Annotated in this window: 24 protein-coding genes and 1 riboswitch; of the genes, 15 read left to right on the top strand and 9 right to left on the bottom strand. The window is 63.0% G+C overall.

Features of this window, described 5'->3' with window-relative positions; genetic code table 11:
- Positions 1–187 precede the first annotated feature (187 nt).
- The 14 genes from urtE to crcB all read left to right on the top strand — a co-directional run bounded on the left by urtE (position 188) and on the right by crcB (position 9,843).
- Entirely contained in the window at positions 188–883 is a 696-nt protein-coding gene (urtE, locus tag ABIE40_RS14645) for an urea ABC transporter ATP-binding subunit UrtE (RefSeq protein ID WP_199627656.1), read from the top strand.
- A gap of 160 nt (positions 884–1,043) precedes the next feature.
- A complete protein-coding gene (locus ABIE40_RS14640; RefSeq protein ID WP_199627654.1) occupies positions 1,044–1,865 on the top strand; it encodes an urease accessory protein UreD in 822 nt (273 codons plus the stop codon).
- Positions 1,866–1,886: 21 nt separating this feature from the next.
- The gene (locus ABIE40_RS14635) at positions 1,887–2,189 is read left to right on the top strand and encodes an urease subunit gamma (RefSeq protein ID WP_112711417.1); all 303 of its coding nucleotides are present in this window, start codon (positions 1,887–1,889) and stop codon (positions 2,187–2,189) included.
- A gap of 19 nt (positions 2,190–2,208) precedes the next feature.
- Positions 2,209–2,514, top strand: coding sequence for an urease subunit beta (locus tag ABIE40_RS14630; protein ID WP_199627652.1), 306 nt, complete (start codon positions 2,209–2,211; stop codon positions 2,512–2,514).
- A 34-nt stretch (positions 2,515–2,548) separates the two neighbouring features.
- Positions 2,549–2,965 (top strand): lysozyme inhibitor LprI family protein, encoded by a 417-nt coding sequence (locus tag ABIE40_RS14625; protein ID WP_112711469.1) that lies wholly within the window; start codon positions 2,549–2,551, stop codon positions 2,963–2,965.
- Positions 2,966–2,981: 16 nt separating this feature from the next.
- On the top strand, positions 2,982–3,620 hold the full coding sequence (locus ABIE40_RS14620) for a Urease operon accessory protein (protein ID WP_199627786.1): 639 nt from the start codon (positions 2,982–2,984) through the stop codon (positions 3,618–3,620).
- A gap of 11 nt (positions 3,621–3,631) precedes the next feature.
- Complete coding sequence (locus ABIE40_RS14615; protein WP_199627645.1) at positions 3,632–3,889, top strand: AbrB/MazE/SpoVT family DNA-binding domain-containing protein; 258 nt, start codon at positions 3,632–3,634, stop codon at positions 3,887–3,889.
- Positions 3,886–4,293 (top strand): type II toxin-antitoxin system VapC family toxin, encoded by a 408-nt coding sequence (locus tag ABIE40_RS14610; RefSeq protein WP_199627643.1) that lies wholly within the window; start codon positions 3,886–3,888, stop codon positions 4,291–4,293. Before ABIE40_RS14615 ends, ABIE40_RS14610 begins: the two co-directional genes overlap by 4 nt.
- A gap of 7 nt (positions 4,294–4,300) precedes the next feature.
- Positions 4,301–6,013 carry an urease subunit alpha gene (gene ureC, locus ABIE40_RS14605; protein ID WP_199627641.1) on the top strand — a complete coding sequence of 571 codons (1,713 nt, stop codon included), beginning with the start codon at positions 4,301–4,303 and terminating at the stop codon, positions 6,011–6,013.
- A gap of 313 nt (positions 6,014–6,326) precedes the next feature.
- Positions 6,327–7,193 carry a GGDEF domain-containing protein gene (locus ABIE40_RS14600; protein ID WP_112711414.1) on the top strand — a complete coding sequence of 289 codons (867 nt, stop codon included), beginning with the start codon at positions 6,327–6,329 and terminating at the stop codon, positions 7,191–7,193.
- Between the two features lie 81 nt (positions 7,194–7,274).
- Positions 7,275–7,859, top strand: a complete 585-nt coding sequence (locus ABIE40_RS14595; RefSeq protein WP_199627639.1) for an urease accessory protein UreE — start codon at positions 7,275–7,277, stop codon at positions 7,857–7,859.
- A 6-nt stretch (positions 7,860–7,865) separates the two neighbouring features.
- A complete protein-coding gene (locus tag ABIE40_RS14590; RefSeq protein WP_199627637.1) occupies positions 7,866–8,537 on the top strand; it encodes an urease accessory protein UreF in 672 nt (223 codons plus the stop codon).
- 76 nt (positions 8,538–8,613) lie between these two features.
- The gene (gene ureG / locus ABIE40_RS14585; RefSeq protein WP_112711412.1) at positions 8,614–9,225 is read left to right on the top strand and encodes an urease accessory protein UreG; all 612 of its coding nucleotides are present in this window, start codon (positions 8,614–8,616) and stop codon (positions 9,223–9,225) included.
- 73 nt (positions 9,226–9,298) lie between these two features.
- Positions 9,299–9,360: riboswitch (Fluoride riboswitch) on the top strand.
- Between the two features lie 51 nt (positions 9,361–9,411).
- A complete protein-coding gene (gene crcB / locus ABIE40_RS14580; RefSeq protein ID WP_112711411.1) occupies positions 9,412–9,843 on the top strand; it encodes a fluoride efflux transporter CrcB in 432 nt (143 codons plus the stop codon).
- A gap of 112 nt (positions 9,844–9,955) precedes the next feature.
- On the opposite strand, the gene ABIE40_RS14575 is transcribed toward crcB, so the two are convergent.
- The 6 genes from ABIE40_RS14575 to ABIE40_RS14550 form a co-directional block, all read right to left on the bottom strand.
- Positions 9,956–13,261, bottom strand: coding sequence for an efflux RND transporter permease subunit (locus ABIE40_RS14575; RefSeq protein WP_199627635.1), 3,306 nt, complete (start codon positions 13,259–13,261; stop codon positions 9,956–9,958).
- A gap of 13 nt (positions 13,262–13,274) precedes the next feature.
- Positions 13,275–14,468 carry an efflux RND transporter periplasmic adaptor subunit gene (locus ABIE40_RS14570; protein WP_199627633.1) on the bottom strand — a complete coding sequence of 398 codons (1,194 nt, stop codon included), beginning with the start codon at positions 14,466–14,468 and terminating at the stop codon, positions 13,275–13,277.
- Positions 14,469–14,883: 415 nt separating this feature from the next.
- Positions 14,884–15,855 carry an ABC transporter substrate-binding protein gene (locus ABIE40_RS14565; protein WP_112711408.1) on the bottom strand — a complete coding sequence of 324 codons (972 nt, stop codon included), beginning with the start codon at positions 15,853–15,855 and terminating at the stop codon, positions 14,884–14,886.
- Between the two features lie 57 nt (positions 15,856–15,912).
- Positions 15,913–17,040: an ABC transporter permease gene (locus tag ABIE40_RS14560; RefSeq protein ID WP_199627631.1), complete on the bottom strand. Its 1,128-nt coding sequence runs from the start codon at positions 17,038–17,040 to the stop codon at positions 15,913–15,915.
- Positions 17,037–17,921: an ABC transporter permease gene (locus ABIE40_RS14555; RefSeq protein ID WP_199627629.1), complete on the bottom strand. Its 885-nt coding sequence runs from the start codon at positions 17,919–17,921 to the stop codon at positions 17,037–17,039. The genes ABIE40_RS14560 and ABIE40_RS14555 overlap by 4 nt, the downstream gene beginning before the upstream one ends.
- A 174-nt stretch (positions 17,922–18,095) precedes the next feature.
- Entirely contained in the window at positions 18,096–18,878 is a 783-nt protein-coding gene (locus tag ABIE40_RS14550) for an ABC transporter ATP-binding protein (RefSeq protein WP_130283941.1), read from the bottom strand.
- Between the two features lie 99 nt (positions 18,879–18,977).
- On the opposite strand from ABIE40_RS14550, the gene ABIE40_RS14545 reads away from it, so the two are divergent.
- Complete coding sequence (locus tag ABIE40_RS14545; protein ID WP_112711404.1) at positions 18,978–19,391, top strand: cupin domain-containing protein; 414 nt, start codon at positions 18,978–18,980, stop codon at positions 19,389–19,391.
- 2 nt (positions 19,392–19,393) lie between these two features.
- Here the strand turns inward: ABIE40_RS14545 and ABIE40_RS14540 are convergent, their stop codons facing one another.
- The 3 genes from ABIE40_RS14540 to ABIE40_RS14530 form a co-directional block, all read right to left on the bottom strand.
- Positions 19,394–19,774 carry a hypothetical protein gene (locus ABIE40_RS14540; RefSeq protein ID WP_354541079.1) on the bottom strand — a complete coding sequence of 127 codons (381 nt, stop codon included), beginning with the start codon at positions 19,772–19,774 and terminating at the stop codon, positions 19,394–19,396.
- Between the two features lie 17 nt (positions 19,775–19,791).
- Entirely contained in the window at positions 19,792–21,246 is a 1,455-nt protein-coding gene (gene hydA / locus ABIE40_RS14535) for a dihydropyrimidinase (RefSeq protein WP_199627627.1), read from the bottom strand.
- Positions 21,247–21,364: 118 nt separating this feature from the next.
- Positions 21,365–21,571: a hypothetical protein gene (locus tag ABIE40_RS14530; RefSeq protein ID WP_112711402.1), complete on the bottom strand. Its 207-nt coding sequence runs from the start codon at positions 21,569–21,571 to the stop codon at positions 21,365–21,367.
- Positions 21,572–21,586 lie beyond the last annotated feature (15 nt).

The following is a 21,586-nucleotide window of genomic DNA, read 5'->3' as shown; positions in this document are numbered from 1 at the left end:
AAACCCCTCCCCAACCCCTCCCCACAAGGGGGAGGGGCTTAACCAAGGCGGCCTCTCCTTGCCAAGCTCTCCCGATCTTCAATGGGGTGATATGTTCTGAGGCGGCTGCGCCGTGTCAGTCCCTCCCCCTTGTGGGGAGGGGTTGGGGAGGGGTCTATGCATCCGCACTTCGCCAGGAGACGGCATTATGCTGACAGTCGAAAACGCAAACCTCCACTACGGCGCCGCACAGGCGCTGCGCGGCATCTCGATCAAGGCCGAGATGGGCAAGATCACCTGCGTGCTTGGCCGCAACGGCGTCGGCAAGAGCTCGCTGCTGCGCGCCGTCACCGGCCAGCATCCGCTGTCTGCCGGCAGCGTCACCTTCAACGAGACGAGGCTCAACGGCCTGCCGCCCTCTGCGCGGGCCAAGCAGGGCATCGGCTACGTGCCGCAGGGGCGGGAGATCTTTCCGCTGCTGACGGTGAAGGAAAATCTGGAGACCGGCTTTGCTCCGCTTGGCCGCCGCGACCGCAACATCCCCGATGACATCTTCAGTCTCTTCCCGGTGCTGAAGTCGATGTTGTCACGTCGCGGCGGCGATCTTTCCGGCGGACAGCAGCAGCAGCTGGCGATCGGCCGGGCGATGGTGACGCGGCCGAAGATCCTGGTGCTCGACGAGCCGACCGAAGGCATCCAGCCGTCGATCATCAAGGATATCGGCCGGGCGATCCGCTATCTGCGCGATTCCACCGGCATGGCGATCCTGCTGGTCGAGCAATATCTCGATTTCTGCCGTGAGCTTGCCGACTACGTCTACATCATGGACCGCGGCGAGATTGTCCATGAAGGGCTCGCCGAGACGCTGGATACGCCGGAGGCCCGCCGCCATCTGACCGTCTGAGCGGCAAATGCCGCTTTTGCGGGCAATCCTGTCATCAGCGACTAGCCGTCCGTCCGGCCGTTGCGGGCGGGATGGGCGGCATGAGAATTGCTTGCTTTCATTTGTTTGGACTTATTGAATGGCGGCGGCCGGTAACCGGCGGCTGTTTGCAGGGGATGGAATGACGAGCGCAGCGGCGACGACCAGACCGCAGAGAGCCGAGGGACGGGGACATCTGGCGGCGAGCATGCTGGATGGCCGCACGCGGCTGCGCGAGTTCTATCAGGAGGGGGCGGCAAAGATCCGCCTGCCTCAGACCTTCGACGCCTCGATGGAGGCCGTCATCATCAATACCGCGGGCGGACTGACGGGCGGCGACCGGATGAACTGGAGCGTCGCGGCCGGGCCCGGCACCCGCATCGACGTCACCACGCAGGCCTGCGAGAAGATCTACAAGGCATCGGCGGGCACTGCCGAAGTCACCACGCGCATCGAGGCCGGTGCGGGCGCTCGCGTCGACTGGCTGCCGCAGGAAACCATCCTCTTCGACCGCGCCTCGCTCTTCCGCCGCCTCGACGTCGATCTCGACGAGAGCGCCGAGTTCCTGGCCGTCGAGGCGATCCTGCTCGGCCGCAAGGCGATGGGCGAGGCGATGGTGACAGGCCTCTTCCGCGACCGCTGGCGCATCCGCCGTTCCGGACGGTTGATCCATGCGGAGGAACTGAAGCTCGAGGGCGAGGTATCGGCGCTGACGGCGAAGCAGCCGGTGCTCAGCGGGCAGGTGGCGTTTGCGACGCTGCTCTATGCCGGGCCGCTCGCCGAGAGCTATCTTGCCAGGGTGCGGCCGCTGCTTGAGGGCCATATGGCGGGCGCCAGCGCCTGGAGCGGCAAGCTCGTTGTCCGCGCCGCGGCACCCGATGGCTTCGCGCTCAGAAAAATCCTGATCCCGGTCATATCGGCCTTGCGCAACGGCGCCCCGGTGCCGAAAGTCTGGAACCTGTAATTCAGCTGGAATGGAAGAACGATGAACCTCACTCCGAGAGAAAAAGACAAGCTGTTGATTTCCATGGCGGCGATGGTGGCGCAGCGGCGGCTCGATCGCGGCGTCAAGCTCAACTATCCGGAAGCGATCGCGCTGATCAGCGATTTCGTCGTCGAAGGCGCGCGCGACGGCCGCCCGGTCGCCGAGCTGATGGAGGCCGGTGCCCACGTCATCGGCCGTCATCAGGTGATGGAGGGCATCGCCGAGATGATCCACGACGTGCAGGTCGAGGCGACATTTCCTGACGGTACCAAGCTCGTCACCGTCCACGAACCGATCCGCTGAGCTGCGTGAGGAGGAAGACATGATCCCAGGCGAAATCATTGCCGCGAGCGGCGATATCGAACTCAACTCCGGCGCTCCGACCATCACGATCGATGTGTCGAATACCGGCGACCGGCCGGTGCAGGTCGGCAGCCACTATCATTTCGCGGAGACCAATGGCGGCTTGGCCTTCGAGCGCGAGAAGGCGCAGGGCATGCGCCTCGACATCCCGGCGGGCACTGCCGTGCGTTTCGAGCCGGGCCAGACCCGCTCGGTGACGCTGATCCCGCTCTCGGGCAAGCGCGAAGTCTACGGCTTCCGCCAGCTCGTCATGGGCAAGCTTTAAAACACAAGAAAATAACGGAAGACGGGAGGAAATGATGCGTTTGGTGATTGGCCTGCTGGCGCTCGCGGGCGGTGTGATGATGGCTTCGGGGGCGTTCGCGCAGGAGGAGACCGACTGCAAGAACCCTGAGACGCAGGCGGAGATGACGAGCTGCGAGCAGGATCGATACGGCGAGGCCGACAAGGCGCTGAACGCCCAGTGGAAGGAAACGCGCGCTGCCGCGGCTGCGACCGACGAGGATTTGGACGAGAGCGATCGCGGCGCCGAGAAGGCGCTGCTGACGGCACAGCGGGCCTGGATCTCCTATCGCGATGCGCAATGCGAGGCCGAGGGCTTCCAGGCCCGCGGCGGGTCGATGGAGCCGATGCTGGTGGCCGGCTGCCTCGCCAATATGAGCGATAACCGCACGAAGGAGCTCAAGGCTCTGGCGGATGCAATGGGCGGCAATTGAGGTGGCACAGAAGGTGATGATCGTCGGCAACGGAGATGTGGGTGAGGAGGGGCGCGCGGCGATCGCCACCGCCGACTTTGTCATCCGTTTCAACGAATGCCGCTCCTACGCTTCGAGCCCCGGCCGCACCGATGTCGTCGCCGTCTGCAATACCGGCCGCCCGGGCAAGGCGATGACCGGCGATACCGGCTGGCGGACGCTGCCCGGTGTCGTCGAAGCCTCGGAAATCTGGTGCGTGCGCGATCCCGAAAAGTTCGCCGAAATGCGCGGCCCGCTTGCCGTCTCGCATCCCGAGCTCGACGATTTCTGCGATGATTACACGAGTCAGTTCAAAGCCTTCTGCAGGGAAGCTGGCAAACGGCATGTGGTCGTTGAGAAAATGATTCATGAGGCGGTCGACGAGGCGCTCTCGGTCTATGACCCGGCACCCTACGTCGTGCCGAGCACCGGCCTCATCGCCATCGCCGAAACCTTCCGCCGCTTCCCCGCTGCCGAGACCGGTCTTGCCGGCTTCGGCCACGCCGGATGGGACGGCCACCCCTTCGCAGCCGAACGCCAGCTCGTCGACCGCTACATCGCCGAAGGGCGGCTGATCCGCTACGCCGCCGATGTTGCAAATACAACGGCATCGCCTTACTTTTTAGACAAAAGGTAAGGAGAATAGCCATGGTGGATTCCGCGAAAGTCACGTCGAAAAATCAGATTACCATCCCCGCCAGCGTTCGCCGGTCGCTTGGTGTGCAAGCCGGCGACAAGCTGGACTTCATCGCCAAGGGCGGCGGGGTCTTCGAGTTGCGGGCGCGCCGGGAAAGTTTCGCGGACCTGCGTGGCATTCTGCAACTGCCCCAGAAGGTCAGCGCTGACGAGCTCGACCGCTGGGTGGCGGATGCGCGGGATGCCGGTTACCGGGAAGGTGACGAATGATCGGCGTTGATACCAACATCCTGTTGCGCTGGATTGCCGGAGACAGCCTCGCCGAAGACGCGGCCTCGCATCAGCTTGAGCTGGTGCAGCAGCTCGCCAACGGAAGCGAAGAGCTGTTCGTCAATCAGATCGTCATCGTCGAGCTTGTCTGGGTGCTGCGGCAGAGGGCGCGGCTGGCGAAGGCAGCTGTTGTCGAGCTCGTCACGCGCCTCCTGCATGCCACCAATATCGTCGTGCACGAGCGCGAAACGCTGCTCGCTGCTGTCGATAGTTATAGTCGCTTTCCCGGTGGTTTCTCCGATCATCTCCTCGGTGAAATCAACAAGCGAAACGGCTGCAGGACAACGCTGACCTTCGACAAGGCGGCGGCGAAATCTCCCCATTTTTCCGAACTGAAGAGGTAGACCGACGATGCCCCACAAGATCTCCCGCGCCGCCTATGCCAGCATGTTCGGACCGACCGTTGGCGACAAGGTGCGGCTTGCCGATACCGAGCTCTTCATCGAGATCGAGAAGGACTTCACCACCTATGGCGAAGAGGTGAAGTTCGGCGGCGGCAAGGTGATCCGGGATGGGATGGGGCAGAGCCAGGTGACGCGTGCCAATGGCGCAGTCGATACCGTTATCACCAATGCCGTGATCGTCGATCATACCGGCATCGTGAAGGCCGATATCGGGCTCAAGGGCGGGCGGATCGTGGCGATCGGCAAGGCGGGCAATCCGGATACGCAGCCGGGCGTCAATATCATCGTCGGCCCGGGCACGGAGGCGATTGCGGGCGAGGGCAAGATCGTCACGGCCGGTGGCATGGACAGCCATATCCATTTCATCTGCCCGCAGCAGATCGAGGAAGCGCTGATGTCGGGTCTCACCTGCATGCTGGGCGGCGGCACCGGCCCGGCGCATGGCACTCTGGCGACGACCTGCACGCCGGGACCCTGGCATATCGCCCGGATGATCGAGGCCGCCGATGCCTTCCCGATGAACCTTGCCTTCGCCGGCAAGGGCAATGCCTCGCTGCCCGGCGCGCTGGAGGAAATGGTGCTTGCCGGCGCCACCTCGCTGAAGCTGCATGAGGACTGGGGCACGACGCCCGGCGCCATCGACTGCTGCCTGACGGTTGCCGATCAGTATGATGTGCAGGTGATGATCCACACCGATACGCTGAACGAGAGCGGCTTCGTCGAGGATACGATCGGCGCCATCCGGGGCCGCACCATCCATGCCTTCCATACCGAGGGTGCGGGCGGCGGACATGCGCCTGATATCATCAAGATTTGCGGCCAGCCGAATGTCATCCCGTCGTCCACCAACCCGACGCGGCCCTACACGGTCAACACGATCGCCGAGCATCTCGACATGCTGATGGTCTGCCACCATCTGTCGCCGTCGATCCCAGAGGATATCGCCTTTGCCGAAAGCCGCATCCGCAAGGAGACGATCGCTGCCGAAGACATTCTCCACGATATCGGCGCCTTCTCGATCATCTCGTCGGACAGCCAGGCCATGGGCCGCGTCGGCGAGGTGGCGATCCGCACCTGGCAGACGGCCGACAAGATGAAGCGCCAGCGCGGCCGCCTGAAGGAAGAGACGGGCGAGAACGACAATTTCCGCGTTCGCCGCTACATCGCCAAATACACGATCAACCCGGCGATCGCCCACGGCCTCAGCCATGAGATCGGCTCGGTCGAAGTCGGCAAGCGCGCCGACCTCGTGCTCTGGAACCCGGCCTTCTTCGGCGTGAAGCCTGACATGGTGTTGCTCGGCGGCTCGATTGCTGCGGCGCCGATGGGCGATCCGAACGCCTCGATCCCGACACCGCAGCCGGTGCATTACCGTCCGATGTTTGCCTCCTACGGCAAGAGCCTGACGAACTCGTCGGTCACCTTCGTCTCGCAGGCGGCACTCGATGGCGGCCTCAAGGGCAGGCTCGGCGTCGCCAAGGATCTGCTCGCGGTGAAGAACACGCGGGGCGGAATCTCCAAGGCCTCGATGGTCCATAACAATCTGATGCCGCATATCGAGGTCGATCCCGAGACCTATGAAGTGCGGGCCGATGGCGAGCTTCTGACCTGCGAGCCGGCGACCGTTCTCCCGATGGCACAGCGCTACTTCCTGTTCTGAGCCTCGCCGTCTCGGGGAAGCAATTCGTTAACGCCGATTCTCTGCCCGGTTGTATTTAGCCGGGCAGATTTTTTTGGGTGGATTTGCGGCGGTGCCGACCCATCAAAATTTACTGATATAAATGTCGCATCAAACGCTTAATCAGTTTTTTATCAGTTCCGATTCAAGTTGAGCATTGCTGCAGCCTGCACGCGAAAATGCAAGTTTGTTAAATCGGGCAAATTCGATCAAATCTTAACGATCGGCTTAAGACCCCGGCAGCAAATGCATTCTAATCAAATGCCATGGGGTGCCGGGCTGGAGGTCGATTCGGATGAAAAATTGGATGTCGCTCCAGACGGAGATGGGCAATTTTCAGCATCGCGCCACCATCATCAGCTTTGCGCTGAAGATGAGCTTTTCGGCCGTCATCCTCTCGGCGCTGATCATGCTGATCGTGCTGCCGCCGCTCTCCTATCTCGACCTGTTGCCGCTGTCGCTCGCCCATTCGCTGAGCCTCGGCATCGTCTTTGCCTGGATCGTCGGCGGGGCGGCCTGCGGGCTGCTGTCGCTGATCGCCGGCTTCGCCCTGCACCAGCTGACGGTCTCGCGGGCCGAGTTCGAAAAGCTCAGCCGCACCGACATGCTATCCGGCCTTCTCAACCGGCGCGCCTTCACGGCGGCGCTGGCGGATGCCGATGGCGATGCCTCGCTCGTCATCTTCGACGTCGACCGTTTCAAGGCGATCAACGACCGCTTCGGCCATGCCTGCGGCGATGCGGTGATCATCGCCATTTCGGCGATCCTGACGGCGGCCTTCAATGACGGCTCCGTCGTCGCCCGTCTCGGCGGCGAGGAGTTCGGCGTCATCGTCACCGGCTCGCCGCTGTCGGCCCGGCTGGAACAGGTGGAGCAGGTGAAGATGCAGATCGCCCAGCAGCCGATCATCGCCGATGGCTGCAGCATCGCCATCACCATTTCGGCCGGTATTGCCGATCTGGAGACGGGGCGCAGCAAGGAGGCGGTCTATGCCTCGGCGGACAAGGCGCTCTATCTGGCAAAGGCGCTCGGCCGCAACCGCGTCATCCATGAGAGCGAGGGGCTACATCATGCCTGGCACAGCCGCCTCGTCGAAAGCGGGCTCGGCGTGCAGGGCGATGCCGCCGATCACGACGAGCCGCAGCGCGCATACGGCATTTAGCCACTGCGCGGATCCGCATTGGCGCTTGCGCCTCCTTCCGCTATTTTGCATGGTCGAAGTCCCATTGAAACGGACATGCCCATGCAACGCGTTACATCCTATCTCCCCGCCGGTACGCCGTCCTCCCACCCGATCGAGCAGGTGAAGCTGCCGCACGATCTGCGCCATCTCAGGCGCAAGCTGCTGCATCTGGAAAGCGGCGGCATGGTGATGCTCGACCTCAAGGACCCGGTGCTGTTTGCCAATGGCGATCTGCTGGTGCGCGATGACGGCGAGCTGATCGAGATCCTGGCGGCCGACGAGAAGCTGTTCGAAGTGCGCGGCAAGGACCGGGTGCATCTGACCGAGCTTGCCTGGCATCTCGGCAACCGGCATCTGGCGGCGCAGATCGAGGAAGACCGCATCCTGATCCTGCGCGACCATGTGATCCGCACCATGCTGCAGGGCCTCGGCGCCCTCGTGCTCGATGTCAACGAACCCTTCCAGCCGGCGCGCGGCGCCTATCATGGCCATGGACATGATCATCACGCTCATGACAACCACGATCACGGCCATCACCATGGTCACGACCATGACCACAAGCATGAGCATGGCCACGATCATGATCATGACCATCATGATCACGACCACAAGCATGGTGACGGGCACCATCACTCTCACGACTGAGCGGCGATGACGGAAGCGGATGATCTCCAGGCGCTGCTGCGCCTGATGGCGTGGCTGTCGCCGGCCTTCCCGGTCGGTTCCTTTGCCTATTCGGGCGGTCTGGAGCGCGCGGTCCACGATGGCCTCGTGACCGATGCTGCGGGGCTGGAAACGTGGATCTCGACGCTGCTGACGCATGGCAGCATCTGGAACGATGCCGTGATCTTCTCCGCCGCCTGGCGCGGGCAGGGCGATGCTGCGGAGATCGGTGATCTCGCTGCACTTGCCGAGGCGCTCGCCGGTTCGCGCGAGCGGCATCAGGAGACGATGCTGCTCGGCGATGCCTTTTTGACGGCAGCAAAAGCCTGGGCCGATCCGGTGTTCGACCGGCTGCCACAGCAGGCGGCCTACCCGGTTGCCGTCGGCGCGGTCGCGGGCGCCCATCAGGTTCCGCTCGACAAGGCGCTGGCCGCCTTCCTGCATGCCTATGTCTCGCAGGCCGTGTCTGCCGGCATCCGCCTCGGCGTTGCCGGTCAGAAGGATGGGGTCGGCACGCTGGCGAAGCTCGAGCCGCTGATTGCCGGGGTTGCCCGAAAGGCGTTCGCGGCGACAACTGACGATCTCGGCTCGGCGGCCGTCCAGGCCGATATCTCGACGCTGCGGCACGAGACCCAGAGCACCAGACTTTTCCGCTCGTAAGGCCGGCATCTGCGTCATTTGCCGGTGGCAGGTGTGATAGCCGGGCGCTATCATCGGGCGAATTGGAGTGACATATATGAAATCGAGAAACGGACCTCTCCGCGTCGGGATCGGCGGGCCTGTCGGCTCCGGCAAGACGGCGCTGACGGAGAAGCTCTGCAAGGCGATGCGCGACGATTATTCCGTCGCCGTCGTCACCAACGACATCTACACGACCGAGGATGCCGAGGCGCTGATGCGCATGCAGGCGCTGCCCTCCGAGCGCATCGTCGGCGTCGAGACCGGCGGCTGCCCGCATACCGCCATCCGCGAGGATGCGACAATCAATCTGCAGGCGATCGCCGGGCTGAACCAGCGCATCCCCGATCTTGACGTCGTCTTCATCGAATCCGGCGGCGACAATCTGGCCGCAACCTTCTCGCCCGATCTCGCGGATATCACCATCTACGTGATCTCGGTCTGCCAGGGCGAGGAAATCCCACGCAAGGGCGGGCCGGGGATCACCAAGTCGGACCTTCTCGTCATCAACAAGAAGGACCTGGCACCCTATGTCGGTGCCGATCTCGACGTGATGGACCGCGATGCGACGCGCATGCGCGCCACGCGCCCCTTCGTCTTCTCTGACATGAAGCGCGGCGACGGCATCGGCCCGATCGTCAGCTTCCTGAAGGAACATGGCGGGCTATAAGCCCGCCTCCTGCCGTCCAAATTGACGCGGCTTGCGGCCGGACGTTGCATTGCGTCCGTGCTGCGGCTAGTTTGGCCGCGATGGGGATGGAGTGCCCCCGAAACCGCCGTGATGGCTGATGACTCCTACCGCGATTTAATCGACGGTGGGAGTGTGTCTACTGCCCGCCGAAACAATGAGGCGTGCATGTCACTCTACACCTGCTTGATCATCATGGCCGGAGGTGCTCTGGGCACCCTGGCACGCTACCTGATCTCCGTCCTGGCGGCGCCGATCAGCGGCAACCTGCCGTGGGGCACGATCATCATCAACATCACCGGATCCTTCATCATTGGCCTGTTCGGCACGCTGACGCTGGCGCATGGCCGCTTTCCGGTTTCGGAAAACATGCGGCTCTTCGTGATGATCGGCCTCTGCGGCGGCTACACCACCTTCTCGTCCTTCAGCCTGCAGACGCTCGATCTGATGCGCTCGGGCGCGGTGACGCGGGCGGGGGTGAATATCGCCGCTTCGGTGGTGCTGTGTGTGGCCGCCGTTTCGGCGGGGCATCTGATTGCGTCCTATTTCAATGGCGGGGAGAAGCAGGTGGCGCAGTTACGGGTGGAGGAGGAGGTGTAGGGGGCCGTTGGAGGGCCGGTCCGGCGCTGGTATGCCGTCAAACAGAACGGCTTAGCAAAACAAAAACGGCCGGGAAAACCCCGGCCGTTCTGCTTGGAACTCAGCGAGACGCCTACTCTGCCGCAAACGGCGGCAGCCGCAGCACGTTCTTGCCGTTGCTGTTGGCGTTCTTCTGCTTGGCTTCCGGGTTCTCGATCGCGGTGACGCGGTCCTTGAGCGAGCCGACGGCGTCGGTCAGCTGTTCGCGGGACATGGCGAGCTGCTCTTCGTCCTTCTTGCCGACCAGGCGGCCGAACATCCAGCCGAGCAGGCGGGAGAGGTCGTCCATGATCAGGAAGAACGAGGGCACGACGACGAGCGACAGGACCGTCGAGACGATGATGCCGCCGATGACGGCGATTGCCATCGGTGCGCGGAACGAGCCGCCTTCGCCGACGCCGAGTGCGGAGGGCAGCATGCCCGCCGACATGGCGATCGAGGTCATGATGATCGGGCGGGCGCGCTTGCGGCCGGCTTCCACCATGGCTTCGACACGTTCCATGCCATGCCGCTTCATCTCGATCGCGAAATCGACGAGCAGGATGGCGTTCTTGGTGACGATACCCATCAGCATCAGGATGCCGATCAGTACCGGCATGGACAGCGCGTTCTGGGTGATGATCAGCGCCACCGCCACGCCGCCGATCGCAAGCGGCAGCGAGAACAGGATGGTGAAGGGCTGGATGACGTCCTTGAAGAGCAGGATCAGCACGACCAGAACCAGCATCAGGCCCATCAGCATGGCATTGCCGAAACTCTGGACCATTTCGCCCTGAACCTTGGCGTCACCGCTTTCGGCCAGATGCACGCTCTTCGGCAATTCGGTCGCAGCGACGATGCGCTTGAATTCGGCGCTCGCCGTATCGAGCGCCGTGCCGAAGGGCACGTCGGAGCCGATGGCCACGACGCGGTTGCGGTTGTTGCGCTTGATCGAGCTCGGGCCTTCCGAGTAGTCGACATCGGCGACGCTGTAGAGCGGAACGCTGGCGCCGCTCGCCGTCTTGATCTTGATGGCGCGGATTGAGGCGAGATCGCGGCGGACATCGAGCGATGCCTGGACGCGGATCGGGATCTGCCGGTCGTCGAGCGAGATTTTGGCGAGGTTGGCGTCGATATCGCCGATGGTGGCGACGCGGACCGTCTCGGAGATCTGCTGCGGCGTGATGCCGAGGCGGGAGGCTTCGGCCATGCGCGGACGGATCTGCAGTTCCGGACGGGGCAGGGCGCCTTCCGAAGACACGTTCGCCAGGATCGGCGAGGCGCGCAGCTTCGATTCCAGCAGGCTGACGGCCTCGTTCAGATCATCCTCGTTGGAAGAGAGGAAGTTGAAGGAGAGGTCGCGCTCGGCGCGGTCGTTGACCTTGGAGATGCGCACGTCGGGGATATCGCGCACGGCGGCGAAGATATCCTTCTCGACATCCCACTGCGGACGCGTACGGCCGTGATCTTCCATCTTCGGCACGAGGTTGCCGATAACAGGCAGTCCGCCGAGGCCCTTGTTGACGAGGGTCTTCAGCAGCGAATGATCGATATTTCCGAGGATGACGCGAACGGTTGCGCGGCGCAGCTCCAGATCGCCCTTGGGCGAAGCGCCGCCGAGAACGAAGACGCTTTCGACGCCGTCGATCCCGCGTACGGCATCGTAGACCTTGGTGGAGGCGGCGGCAGTGTCTTCGAGCGTGGCGTTCGGCGGCAGTTCCACAGACAGGACGACGCGCGAGGAATCGTCCGGCGGCATGAAGCTGCCGGGCACGCGGCTCAGCAGCATCATCGAGCCGATCAGGAAGGCAATGGCGCAGAGCAGCGTGGTGTAGCGCCAGTACCATTTGCGCGTCGTGCCCGTCACGAGACGGGTATAGCCGCGCATGATCCAGCCGTCGTTGTCCTGATGGTCTTCCATGCCGTCTTCGGCGCGCATCAGGTAGGCGGCCATCAGCGGGGTGATGAGACGCGCCACGACGAGCGAGAAGAAGACCGAGAAGGCGACCGTCAGGCCGAACTGGATGAAGTACTGGCCGGCAATGCCCGGCATGAAGGAAACAGGCACGAAGACGGCGATGATGGTGAAGCTGGTGGCGATGACGGCGAGGCCGATTTCGTCAGCGGCTTCAAGCGATGCCCTGTAGGGCGTCTTGCCCATCTTGATATGGCGGGCGATGTTCTCGATCTCGACGATCGCGTCGTCGACGAGAATACCGGTCGCCAGCGTCAGCGCCAGGAAGCTCACGAGGTTTAGCGAGAACCCCATGATATCCATGATCCAGAAGGTCGGAATGGCCGACAGGGGGAGTGCCACGGCGGCGATCAGCGTCGCGCGCCAGTTGCGCAGGAACAGGAAGACGACGATGACGGCGAGGATCGAGCCTTCGATCAGCGTATGAAGGGCCGCCTCGTAGTTGCCGTAGGTGAAGTAGACGCTGTCGTCCACCATCTCGATCTTGACGTTCGGATTGGCCTTGCGGATCTCCGTCAGGCTTTCCGCCACGGTTTCGGCGACCGAGACTTCGCTGGCGCCCTTGGCGCGGAAGACCGCGAAGGTGACCGTCTGCGTGCCGTTGAAGCGCGAGAAGGACTTCTGCTCCTCGTAGGTGTCGTCGATGCGGCCGAGCTCCGAGAGCTTCACGAAGCGGCCGTTCGGCAGGCTGATGGTGGTGGAATTGAGCTGCGAGACGTCGCGCGTGTCGCCGAGCGTGCGGATCGTCTGCTCGTTGCCCGCCACCTGGCCGCGGCCGGAGCCGAGGTTGACGTTGGTGCCGCGCAGCTGCTGGTTCACGTCGGTCGCGGTGATTCCGTAGGCGTCGAGCTTGCCGGGATCGAGCGAGACGCGGACTTCGCGGTCGGCGCCGCCGTAACGGTCGATACGGCCGATGCCGGGCTGGCCCTGCAGGGCGCGCTTGACCGTGTCGTCGACGAACCAGGAAAGCTCCTCGAGCGTCATGTTGGGAGAGGAGACGGCGAAGGTCTGGATCGCCTGTCCTTCGACATCGACCTTGCTGACGATCGGTTCCTCGATGCCGGCGGGCAGGTCGCTGCGGATCTTGTCGATCGCGTCCTTGGTGTCCTGAACGGCTTCGGCGGTGGGCTTCTCGATGCGGAAGACGACGACGGTCTGCGACTGGCCGTCGGTCACCGTCGACTGGATTTCATCGATGCCGCTGATCGAGGCGACAGCGTCCTCGACCTCCTTGGTCACCTGCATTTCGAGTTCGGCCGGCGAGGCACCGCTTTGCGTCACGGTGATCGAAACGACGGGAACGTCGATATTCGGGAAGCGGGTGATCGGCAGCTTGTAGAACGCCTGGATGCCCACGAAGAGCAGCAGCGCGAAAGCGAGCAGCGGCGCAATCGGATTTCGGATGGACCATGCAGAGAAATTCATGGATTAGCCCCGGTCAGTTCGATTGTGCCGATACGGCTTCGGTAACAGCTGTGATCTTGTCGCCGTCGCGAACGAAGGCGCCGGCCTTGGCGACGACGGTGTCGCCTTCCTTGAGGCCGTCGGCGATTTCGACGAAGCCGCCGTCCTGGATGCCTGTGGTGACCTTCACCTGCTTGACGATGCCATCCTCGACCTTTCTTGCGGTCGAACCATCGCGGCCGGTGGTAACGGCAGACAGCGGCAGGGCGATGTCGCTCTTCTCGGCGACGATGATCTCGGCGCTGGCATACATGCCGGAGCGCGCAGCACTCTCGTCATCGATCGAGATATGGACGAGGCCAAGGCGGGTTGCCTGATCAACGGTCGGGGAGACGATCCTCACCTTGCCTTCGATCTTCGTGCGGCTGCCCGACAGCGTGACGATGGCGCGCTGGCCGACCGCGATCTTCTGGATATCGGTTTCGGAGAGCTCGGCGACCAGTTCGATCGCGCTATCCTTGATGACGGTGAACATCGGATCACCGTTGCCGGCGGCAATGGCGCCGATGCGGGCGTTCTTGGCGGAGATGACGCCGGAAACCGGAGTCTTCACATCCGTGCGCGCCAGTTTCAGATCGGCATCGGCGATCTGGCTGTCGGCGACCTTCAGATCGGCGATGGCAACTTCGATCGCCTGCTCGGCAGAGCTCACGCGGGCGTTGGCGGTGGCGGCGGCGGCATCGGCCTGCTCGACCTGCGCGGTGGAAACGGTGCCCTTCTTGCCCATTTCGGACGAACGGGTCTGCTGCAGGCGGGCCTGCTCGGCGGTTGCCTTGGCTTCCAGAAGCTGGGCGCGCAGCTGGGCGAGGCTTGCCTCACCCTTGGCCTTGGTCGCCATCATCTGCGCCTTCTGCAACAGGAGGGCGTCTTCGTTCAGGGTCGCCAGCGTGCTGTTGGCTTCAACCTTGTCGCCGATATCGACGTTCAGCGCGCGGATCGAAAGACCTTCCACCTGCGGCTGAATATAAACTTCTTCGACCGGGCGGATGGTGCCGGTGCCGATCACGCGGTCAACGAGGGCGCGCTTGGTAGCGGTCGTGACGACGATGACGGGCAAGTTCTGCTGTGCCTTCGGCGGCTGGTTTTCCTGCGCAAACGCAACGGGCGCGGCAAGAATGCCGGCGATCAGGAGGGTGGAGGCGCGTAGTATTTCAAGCGTGCGTGCCATGCGTCATCATCCAGTTATGTCAAATGGTCGGCCAAAAACGCGCAGCTATGCTGCAGCTTGCGAACAGGCCATTCCCGTCTCTGTGCTCTCAGAGGTATTCCCGCATTATTTGCCGTCTCTCTTACAGAGAAGTCCCCCGAACGGCAAATCCGGTGATGTACGTGGTAGCGATTTGCGCAACGTACAAGACCGGCAGAAAATAATTCCCCATGGGCGCACATTAATTACCGTTTACGTATAGATCAATCACCGGCTGGTTATGTTTGCATTCCGATGATTGATCGCAGCGTATAAGCCAAAGACGATTGAAGCAGGGCTGATCCGACATCGCCTCTCGAAAAAATCGCCGTTGATGCTTAAAAAGCAGAAAACGCGCGGATTTCTCCGCGCGTCCCCGTGATTTCAGAGCGGCCGCTTACTTGGCTGCAGCGTCGGTGATGTCGTGCGTCCAGGCGCCCGACGGCTCCTTGCTGATGATCTTCTGGTCGAGAAGAGCCTTGGCCGTACGGTCGTAAAGCGTGGTGTCGAGCTTGCCGCTGCCGTCGCCGATCAGCTTGGCCACTTCGCCCATCATGCGCTTCTGGTGGTTTTCGTCCTGGCCGCCGGCATCGACGACGATTCCGGCTGCCTCATCCGGGTTTTCGGTGGCGTATTTCCAGCCCTTCATCGAAGCCTTGACGAACTTGACCATCTTTTCCTTGAAGGCCGGATCCTTCAGCTTGTCTTCCATGGCATAGAGGCCGTCTTCCAGGAGGTCGTTGCCCATGGCCGTGTAGTTGAAGACGGTGAGATCTTCCGGCTTCAGGCCCGCATCGATCGCCTGCCAGTATTCGTTATAGGTCATGACGGAGATGCAGTCGGCCTGCTTCTGCAGCAGCGGCTGGACGTCGAAGCTCTGCTTCAGGACGGTCACGCCGTCGGCGCCGCCATCGGTCTTCAGGCCGAGCTTGTTCATCCAGGCGAAGAACGGATATTCGTTGCCGAAGAACCAGACGCCGAGCGTATGTCCCTTGAAGTCGGCTTCGGTCTTCACCGGGCCATCCTTGCGGCAGATCATTTCCATGCCCGACTTCTGGTAGGGCTGGGCGATGTTGACGAGCGGAACGCCCTTTTCGCGGGCAACCAGCGCGCCGCCCATCCAGTCGACGATCACATCGGCGCCACCACCGGCAATGACCTGCTCGGGAGCGATGTCCGGGCCGCCCGGCTTGATGTCGACGTCGAGGCCTTCTTCTTCGTAGTAACCCTTGTCCTTGGCGACGTAATAGCCGGCGAACTGGCTCTGCGTCACCCACTTCAGCTGCAGCGTCACCTTGTCGGCCGCCATCGCATGAGCGGCGGCAAGCGACATGGCGCTCGCCATCATTGCAACCATCAACTTCTTCATTTTCTTTTTTCCCTCTGAAGTTATGCCCCAGACCCATTTGCGGGAATAAAGCGACGCCTAACCACCACGGATAGACGGATGCCAGAAAGTCACCGCCCTTTCGGCAAGGGCGACGACCCCGTAGAAAACCGAGCCAGCCACCGCCGCGACGGCGATTTCGGCCCAGACCATGTCGACATTCATGCGGCCGATCTCGGTGGAGATGCGGAAGCCCATGCCGACGATAGGGGTTCCGAAGAATTCCGCAACGATGGCACCGATCAGTGCCAGCGTCGAGTTGATCTTCAGTGCGTTGAAAATGAACGGCATTGCGGCCGGAAGCCGGAGCTTCAGGAGCGTCTGCCAATAGTCGGATGCGTAGGTGCGCATCAGGTCCCGCTCCATGGCGCCGGAGGCGGAAAGGCCGGCCACCGTGTTCACCAGCATCGGGAAGAAGGTCATGATGATGACGACGGCGGCTTTCGACGGCCAGTCGAAGCCGAACCACATGACCATGATCGGCGCCACGCCGATGATCGGCAGCGCCGAGACCATATTGCCGATCGGTAGCAGGCCGCGGCGCAGGAATGCGACGCGATCGGCGAGGATCGCGACGATGAAGCCGGAGGCGCAGCCGACGACATAGCCGAACAGCACCGCCTTGAAGATCGTCTGGCGCACGTCCTCGCCAAGAACAGGCAGGGAGTTGACGATGCGCACGCCGATCGAGCTCGGCGGCGGCAGGATGACGAAGGGGATGCCGCCGGCGCGGGTGGCCGCTTCCCAGAGGATCAGGATCCAGGCGCCGAAGATCGCCGGGATCAGCAGCCGCAGGAAGGATTTGCCGGTGTTCGAGACCGGCCGCACTTCCGACAGCAGGCTGACGGAGCGCCAGGCGAGCAGCCAGCAGGCGGCGATCAGCAGGAAGAAGGAGCGGGTCGCCAGTCCCTCGTTGCCTGCGATCCCCGACAAAAGCAGCCAGGCGGCGTCGAAGGAGGCAAGCAGCAGCACCGTTGCCGAATAGAGCAGCGGCAGCGCCGTCAGCGACAGGATCGCGGCGGCGGCGACCAGCAGGATGACGAGCGTCGTCGTCTGGCTGCTGAAGGGGGCGGGGGCGGCTTCCGTCAGCAGCGGCAGCGAGAAGAGCGCCACCACGCAGAGGATCAGCGCCAGCGCGCTTTGCCAGGAGAAGGTCAGATATTTCATGCCGGCCTCCCGCCCATGGCGCGATCGACGATCCTGGCGGCCAGCCCGACGATGGCGACGAGGAGTGCCGCCAGCACCGAACCGGCGACGAGCGCGGCCCAGATATCGATCGTCTGGCTGTAATAGGAACCGGCGAGCAGCTTCGAGCCGATCCCGGCGACCGCACCGGTCGGCAGTTCGCCGACGATGGCGCCGACGAGGCTCGCGGCAATCGCCACCTTCATCGAGGTGAAGAGGAAGGGCACTGAGGCGGGAACGCGCAGCTTCCAGAAGGTTTGCGCAGCGCTGGCATTATAAGTGCGCATCAGGTCGAGATACATGACCTCGGGCGACCGCAGCCCCTTCACCATGCCGACGGCGACAGGGAAGAAGGAGAGGTAAGTGGAGATCAGCGCCTTGGGGATCAGCCCGGTGATGTTGATCGAGCCGAGGACGACGATGACCATCGGTGCGATCGCCAGGATCGGCACCGTCTGCGAGGCGATGATCCACGGCATCAGACTGCGGTCCAGCGCCTTGATATGGACGATGCCGACGGCGATCAGGATGCCGAGAATGGTGCCGAGCGCAAAGCCGAGCACGGTGGAGGAAAGCGTGACGCCTGCATGATAGACGAGGCTGCGGTTGCTTGAGAGCTTCCTCAGGAAGGTGTTCTCGAAGACATTCTGCGCCACCTGATGCGGGGCGGGCAGGATCGGCTTCGGCTGGGAGAGTGTCGCGGAGATGAACTCGGAGGTCGTCGGCGTGATGTTGTTGCGCGTGTCCATGTCGCGCTGGAACGGCGCGTTCATGAACACGGCGGCGATGTACCAGATGACGACGAGGGCGGCGAGAATGGTGAGGACGGGGCCGATCTTGTCCTTGAGGGTATCGGGTTTCATGCGGCCTCCCGGTGGGTTGGGAGGGTGGGGTTACCCCCCTCTGTCCTGCCGGACATCTCCCCCACAAGGGGGGAGATCGATTCGTGGCGAGCGCGTGCACCCAGCCAATCTCCCCACCTGTGGGGGAGATGCCCGGCAGGGCAGAGGGGGGCAGCCGCGGACTGAAACATCAGCTCACTCATAACTATGCCCCGCTCTCAAGCCATCGCGCACCCGATGGGCGATCTCCAGGAACTCCGGCGTCTCGCGGATATCGAGCGGGCGTTCCTTCGGCAGGGTCGAGTCGATGATATCGGTGACGCGGCCGGGGCGGGGGGACATGACGACGATCTTGGTGGAGAGGTAGACGGCCTCGGGGATCGAGTGGGTGACGAAGCAGATGGTCTTGTTGGTACGCGACCAGAGCTTCAGCAGCGCGGCGTTCAGGTGGTCGCGGACGATTTCGTCAAGGGCGCCGAAGGGTTCGTCCATCAGGAGCAGATCGGCGTCGAAGGCGAGCGCGCGGGCGATCGAGGCGCGCTGCTGCATGCCGCCCGAAAGCTGCCAGGGGAATTTCTTGTCGAAGCCGGCGAGCTCGACGAGTTCGAGCGCCTCGGAGATGCGCTTCTTCTGCTCGGCCTTGGAATAGCCCATGATTTCAAGGGGAAGGGCGATGTTCTTCTCGATCGTGCGCCAGGGATAGAGGGCGGCGGCCTGGAAGACATAGCCATAGGCGCGCGCCTTGCGGGCCTCTTCCGGCGTCATGCCGTTGACACTGATCTCGCCCGAGGTGGTCTTCTCCAGATCGGCGATGACGCGCAGGAACGTCGTCTTGCCGCAGCCGGAGGGGCCGATGAAGGAGACGAAATCGCCCTTGTTGACATCGAGATTGACATTGCTCAGCGCATGCACCGGCCCGTCATTCGTCTGGAAGGTGAGACAGAGATCCTTGGCGGATACGACGGAGGCTGCTTGCATCGATAGGTTACCAGTCCTGTTTTCCCCGCAGCGGCGCGGTTTGCATGTTATGATGCTGCCCGGTTGCAAAGACCGCGGCAAAGTCCATGGAGGATGAGAATGGACGCGAAGTCAAAGCCCACCTGCCACATTGTTCGTCCCAGCCACGCCTATGACGGCAAGCAGGGGCTCAGCTATTTCGAGGGCATTGCCGCGGAGACGGTGGGGGCGAAGGGCATCTGCATGCATCTTCTGACCATTCCGCCCGGCGTACGCGCCAAGGCGCATCTGCACGAGGCGCATGAAACGGCGATCTACATGCTCTCCGGCGAGGCCCATACCTGGTATGGCGACGAGCTGGAGCATCATGTCGTCGTCCATGCCGGCGAGCTCTTCTACATCCCGGCCGGCGTTCCGCATCTGCCCGCCAATCTCAGCAGCACGCCCTGCACGGCGATCATCGCGCGGACAGATCCCAACGAGCAGGAGAGCGTCGTGCTGCTGCCGGAACTCGACAGCCGCGTGCCGGATTGAGCCTACTTGCATAGCGGCAGCGGCCCCCACTTGATGGCGGCATCGGAGGCGAGGCCGATCGTGTAGCCCTTGGGGCCGGAGGTGATCTTTGCCGTATCCTCGCTCTCGCCTTCCTCGCCCTCGGCCTGACAGGAGACCGCGGCGGTGAAGTTCTTGCCCTCGGTCTTCACGAGCTTTTTGATCTCGCAATAGGAGGCGGCCGTGGTGATCGCCTCGGAGGTCAGCAGGAAGAAGTTATCCGAGCCGGTGCTCTCGCCCGACTTGGCATAGGCGCAGCCATCCTTGTTGCCGTAGCTGCCCTTGATCGGCAGCGTATCGGCCCATATTGCAGCAGGAAGCACCGCGGAGGAGAGCGCGGCCAGGGAGACAATCGTCAAAATCACATGGCCGCGCATCGATGTCACACCCCGCTTGCCGGGATGCCGGTGCGTTCGACCTTGCGCGGAGCGGTCAGCTCCTTCCAGGTCGAGAGCGCCTTGTTGACCGCCTGGAAGGGTTCGCGCTTCACGAACTGGCCGTGGCCTTCCTGCGTCTTGATGGTCGACTCCTCGATGGCGACGACGCCTCGGGTCAACGTGTAGCGCGGCAGGCCGGTGACTTCCTTGCCCTCGAAGACGTTGTAATCGATCGCCGACTGCTGGCTCTTGGCCGAGATGGTCTTGGAGCGCTTCGGGTCCCAGACGACGATATCGGCATCGGCGCCGACGAGGATCGCGCCCTTCTTCGGACAGACGTTGAGGATCTTGGCGATGTTGGTGGAGGTGACCGCCACGAACTCGTTCATGGTGATGCGGCCGGTTACGACGCCATAGGTCCAGAGCATCGGCATGCGGTCTTCGAGGCCGCCGGTGCCGTTCGGGATCTTGCGGAAGTCGCCGAGACCGGTGCGCTTCTGGTCGGTGGTGAAGGCGCAGTGGTCGGTTGCCACCACCTGAAGCGAGCCGGCGGACAGCCCGGCCCAGAGTGAGTCCTGATGCTGCTTGTTGCGGAAGGGCGGGGACATGACGCGGCGGGCGGAGTGATCCCAGTCGCGGTTGAAATATTCGCTCTCGTCGAGCGTCAGGTGCTGGATCAGCGGCTCGCCATAGACGCGCATGCCGTTCTGGCGGGCGCGGCGGATCGCTTCATGGGCCTGTTCGCAGGAGGTGTGGACGACATAGAGCGGCACGCCCGCCATGTCGGCGATGATGATGGCGCGATTGGTCGCTTCGCCCTCGACGGAGGCGGGCCGCGAATAGGCGTGTCCCTCGGGGCCGTTATTGCCCTCATCCATCAGCTTCTGCTGCATGGCGGCGACGACGTCGCCGTTTTCGGCATGGACGAGGGGCAGCGCGCCGAGCTCGGCGCAGCGCTGGAACGAGGCGAACATTTCGTCGTCGTTCACCATCAGCGCGCCCTTGTAGGCCATGAAATGCTTGAAGGTGTTGATGCCCTTTTCCTGCACGATGGTCTTCATGTCGTTGAAGACCTGCTCGCCCCACCAGGTGACGGACATGTGGAAGGAATAATCGCAATTGGCGCGGGTCGACTTGTTGTCCCAGCGCTTCAGCGCATCGAGCAGCGACTGGCCGGGATCGGGCAAGCAGAAATCGACGACCATCGTCGTGCCGCCCGCAAGAGCGGCGCGCGTGCCGCTTTCGAAGTCATCGGAGGAGTAGGTGCCCATGAAGGGCATTTCGAGATGCACATGTGGATCGATACCACCGGGCATAACGTAGCAACCGGAGGCGTCCAGCACCTCGTTGCCAGACAAGTTCGGCCCGATCTCGACGATCTTGCCACCCTCGATCTTCACGTCCGCCTTATAGGTCAGGTCGGCCGTGACGATGGTTCCACCCTTGATGACTGTGCTCATGATCGTTCCCTATTTTCTTTGTGAGACGAGGGACACCGTTCACGGTGCCGTCGCGCCGTGCCGAGCAGTTTAATCGCTTTCAGATGTCTCCCCGGACGAGAATCCCGGCAATGCTTGTTCAGGCCTCGACGAGACCGAGCCTGCGTTCGACGCGGTCAAGCCGTTCATCGATGCGATCCACGCGTCGCGAGATGCTGGCATATTGCTGTTCGAGGAAACCGATCCGTTCCTTGGTCTCGAGATGGTATTGGGTGTGGAGCGCAAGAGTTTCCTGCATCCGCTTGAGCGTCTCGTAAATAAGTTCGTTCGTGACCTTGTCGGACATTGCTCAATCCCTTCG

The sequence above is a fragment of the Rhizobium sp. OAE497 genome (assembly GCF_040546565.1).
Classification (GTDB): domain Bacteria; phylum Pseudomonadota; class Alphaproteobacteria; order Rhizobiales; family Rhizobiaceae; genus Rhizobium.
This window is presented reverse-complemented; position numbering and strand designations above follow the sequence as displayed.

Bases quoted from the DNA above. Each gene is read 5' to 3' on its own strand.
- ABIE40_RS14630 (WP_199627652.1), top strand. From the start codon at position 2,209: ATGATCCCAGGCGAAATCATTGCCGCGAGCGGCGATATCGAACTCAAC.
- ABIE40_RS14620 (WP_199627786.1), top strand. From the start codon at position 2,982: ATGATCGTCGGCAACGGAGATGTGGGTGAGGAGGGGCGCGCGGCGATC.
- ABIE40_RS14595 (WP_199627639.1), top strand. From the start codon at position 7,275: ATGCAACGCGTTACATCCTATCTCCCCGCCGGTACGCCGTCCTCCCAC.
- ABIE40_RS14635 (WP_112711417.1), top strand. From the start codon at position 1,887: ATGAACCTCACTCCGAGAGAAAAAGACAAGCTGTTGATTTCCATGGCG.
- ABIE40_RS14565 (WP_112711408.1), bottom strand. From the start codon at position 15,855: ATGAAGAAGTTGATGGTTGCAATGATGGCGAGCGCCATGTCGCTTGCC.
- ABIE40_RS14570 (WP_199627633.1), bottom strand. From the start codon at position 14,468: ATGGCACGCACGCTTGAAATACTACGCGCCTCCACCCTCCTGATCGCC.
- ABIE40_RS14625 (WP_112711469.1), top strand. From the start codon at position 2,549: ATGCGTTTGGTGATTGGCCTGCTGGCGCTCGCGGGCGGTGTGATGATG.
- ABIE40_RS14550 (WP_130283941.1), bottom strand. From the start codon at position 18,878: ATGCAAGCAGCCTCCGTCGTATCCGCCAAGGATCTCTGTCTCACCTTC.
- crcB (WP_112711411.1), top strand. From the start codon at position 9,412: ATGTCACTCTACACCTGCTTGATCATCATGGCCGGAGGTGCTCTGGGC.
- ABIE40_RS14615 (WP_199627645.1), top strand. From the start codon at position 3,632: ATGGTGGATTCCGCGAAAGTCACGTCGAAAAATCAGATTACCATCCCC.
- ABIE40_RS14555 (WP_199627629.1), bottom strand. From the start codon at position 17,921: ATGAAACCCGATACCCTCAAGGACAAGATCGGCCCCGTCCTCACCATT.
- hydA (WP_199627627.1), bottom strand. From the start codon at position 21,246: ATGAGCACAGTCATCAAGGGTGGAACCATCGTCACGGCCGACCTGACC.
- urtE (WP_199627656.1), top strand. From the start codon at position 188: ATGCTGACAGTCGAAAACGCAAACCTCCACTACGGCGCCGCACAGGCG.
- ABIE40_RS14530 (WP_112711402.1), bottom strand. From the start codon at position 21,571: ATGTCCGACAAGGTCACGAACGAACTTATTTACGAGACGCTCAAGCGG.
- ABIE40_RS14575 (WP_199627635.1), bottom strand. From the start codon at position 13,261: ATGAATTTCTCTGCATGGTCCATCCGAAATCCGATTGCGCCGCTGCTC.
- ureC (WP_199627641.1), top strand. From the start codon at position 4,301: ATGCCCCACAAGATCTCCCGCGCCGCCTATGCCAGCATGTTCGGACCG.
- ABIE40_RS14600 (WP_112711414.1), top strand. From the start codon at position 6,327: ATGAAAAATTGGATGTCGCTCCAGACGGAGATGGGCAATTTTCAGCAT.
- ureG (WP_112711412.1), top strand. From the start codon at position 8,614: ATGAAATCGAGAAACGGACCTCTCCGCGTCGGGATCGGCGGGCCTGTC.
- ABIE40_RS14545 (WP_112711404.1), top strand. From the start codon at position 18,978: ATGGACGCGAAGTCAAAGCCCACCTGCCACATTGTTCGTCCCAGCCAC.
- ABIE40_RS14640 (WP_199627654.1), top strand. From the start codon at position 1,044: ATGACGAGCGCAGCGGCGACGACCAGACCGCAGAGAGCCGAGGGACGG.
- ABIE40_RS14560 (WP_199627631.1), bottom strand. From the start codon at position 17,040: ATGAAATATCTGACCTTCTCCTGGCAAAGCGCGCTGGCGCTGATCCTC.
- ABIE40_RS14610 (WP_199627643.1), top strand. From the start codon at position 3,886: ATGATCGGCGTTGATACCAACATCCTGTTGCGCTGGATTGCCGGAGAC.
- ABIE40_RS14590 (WP_199627637.1), top strand. From the start codon at position 7,866: ATGACGGAAGCGGATGATCTCCAGGCGCTGCTGCGCCTGATGGCGTGG.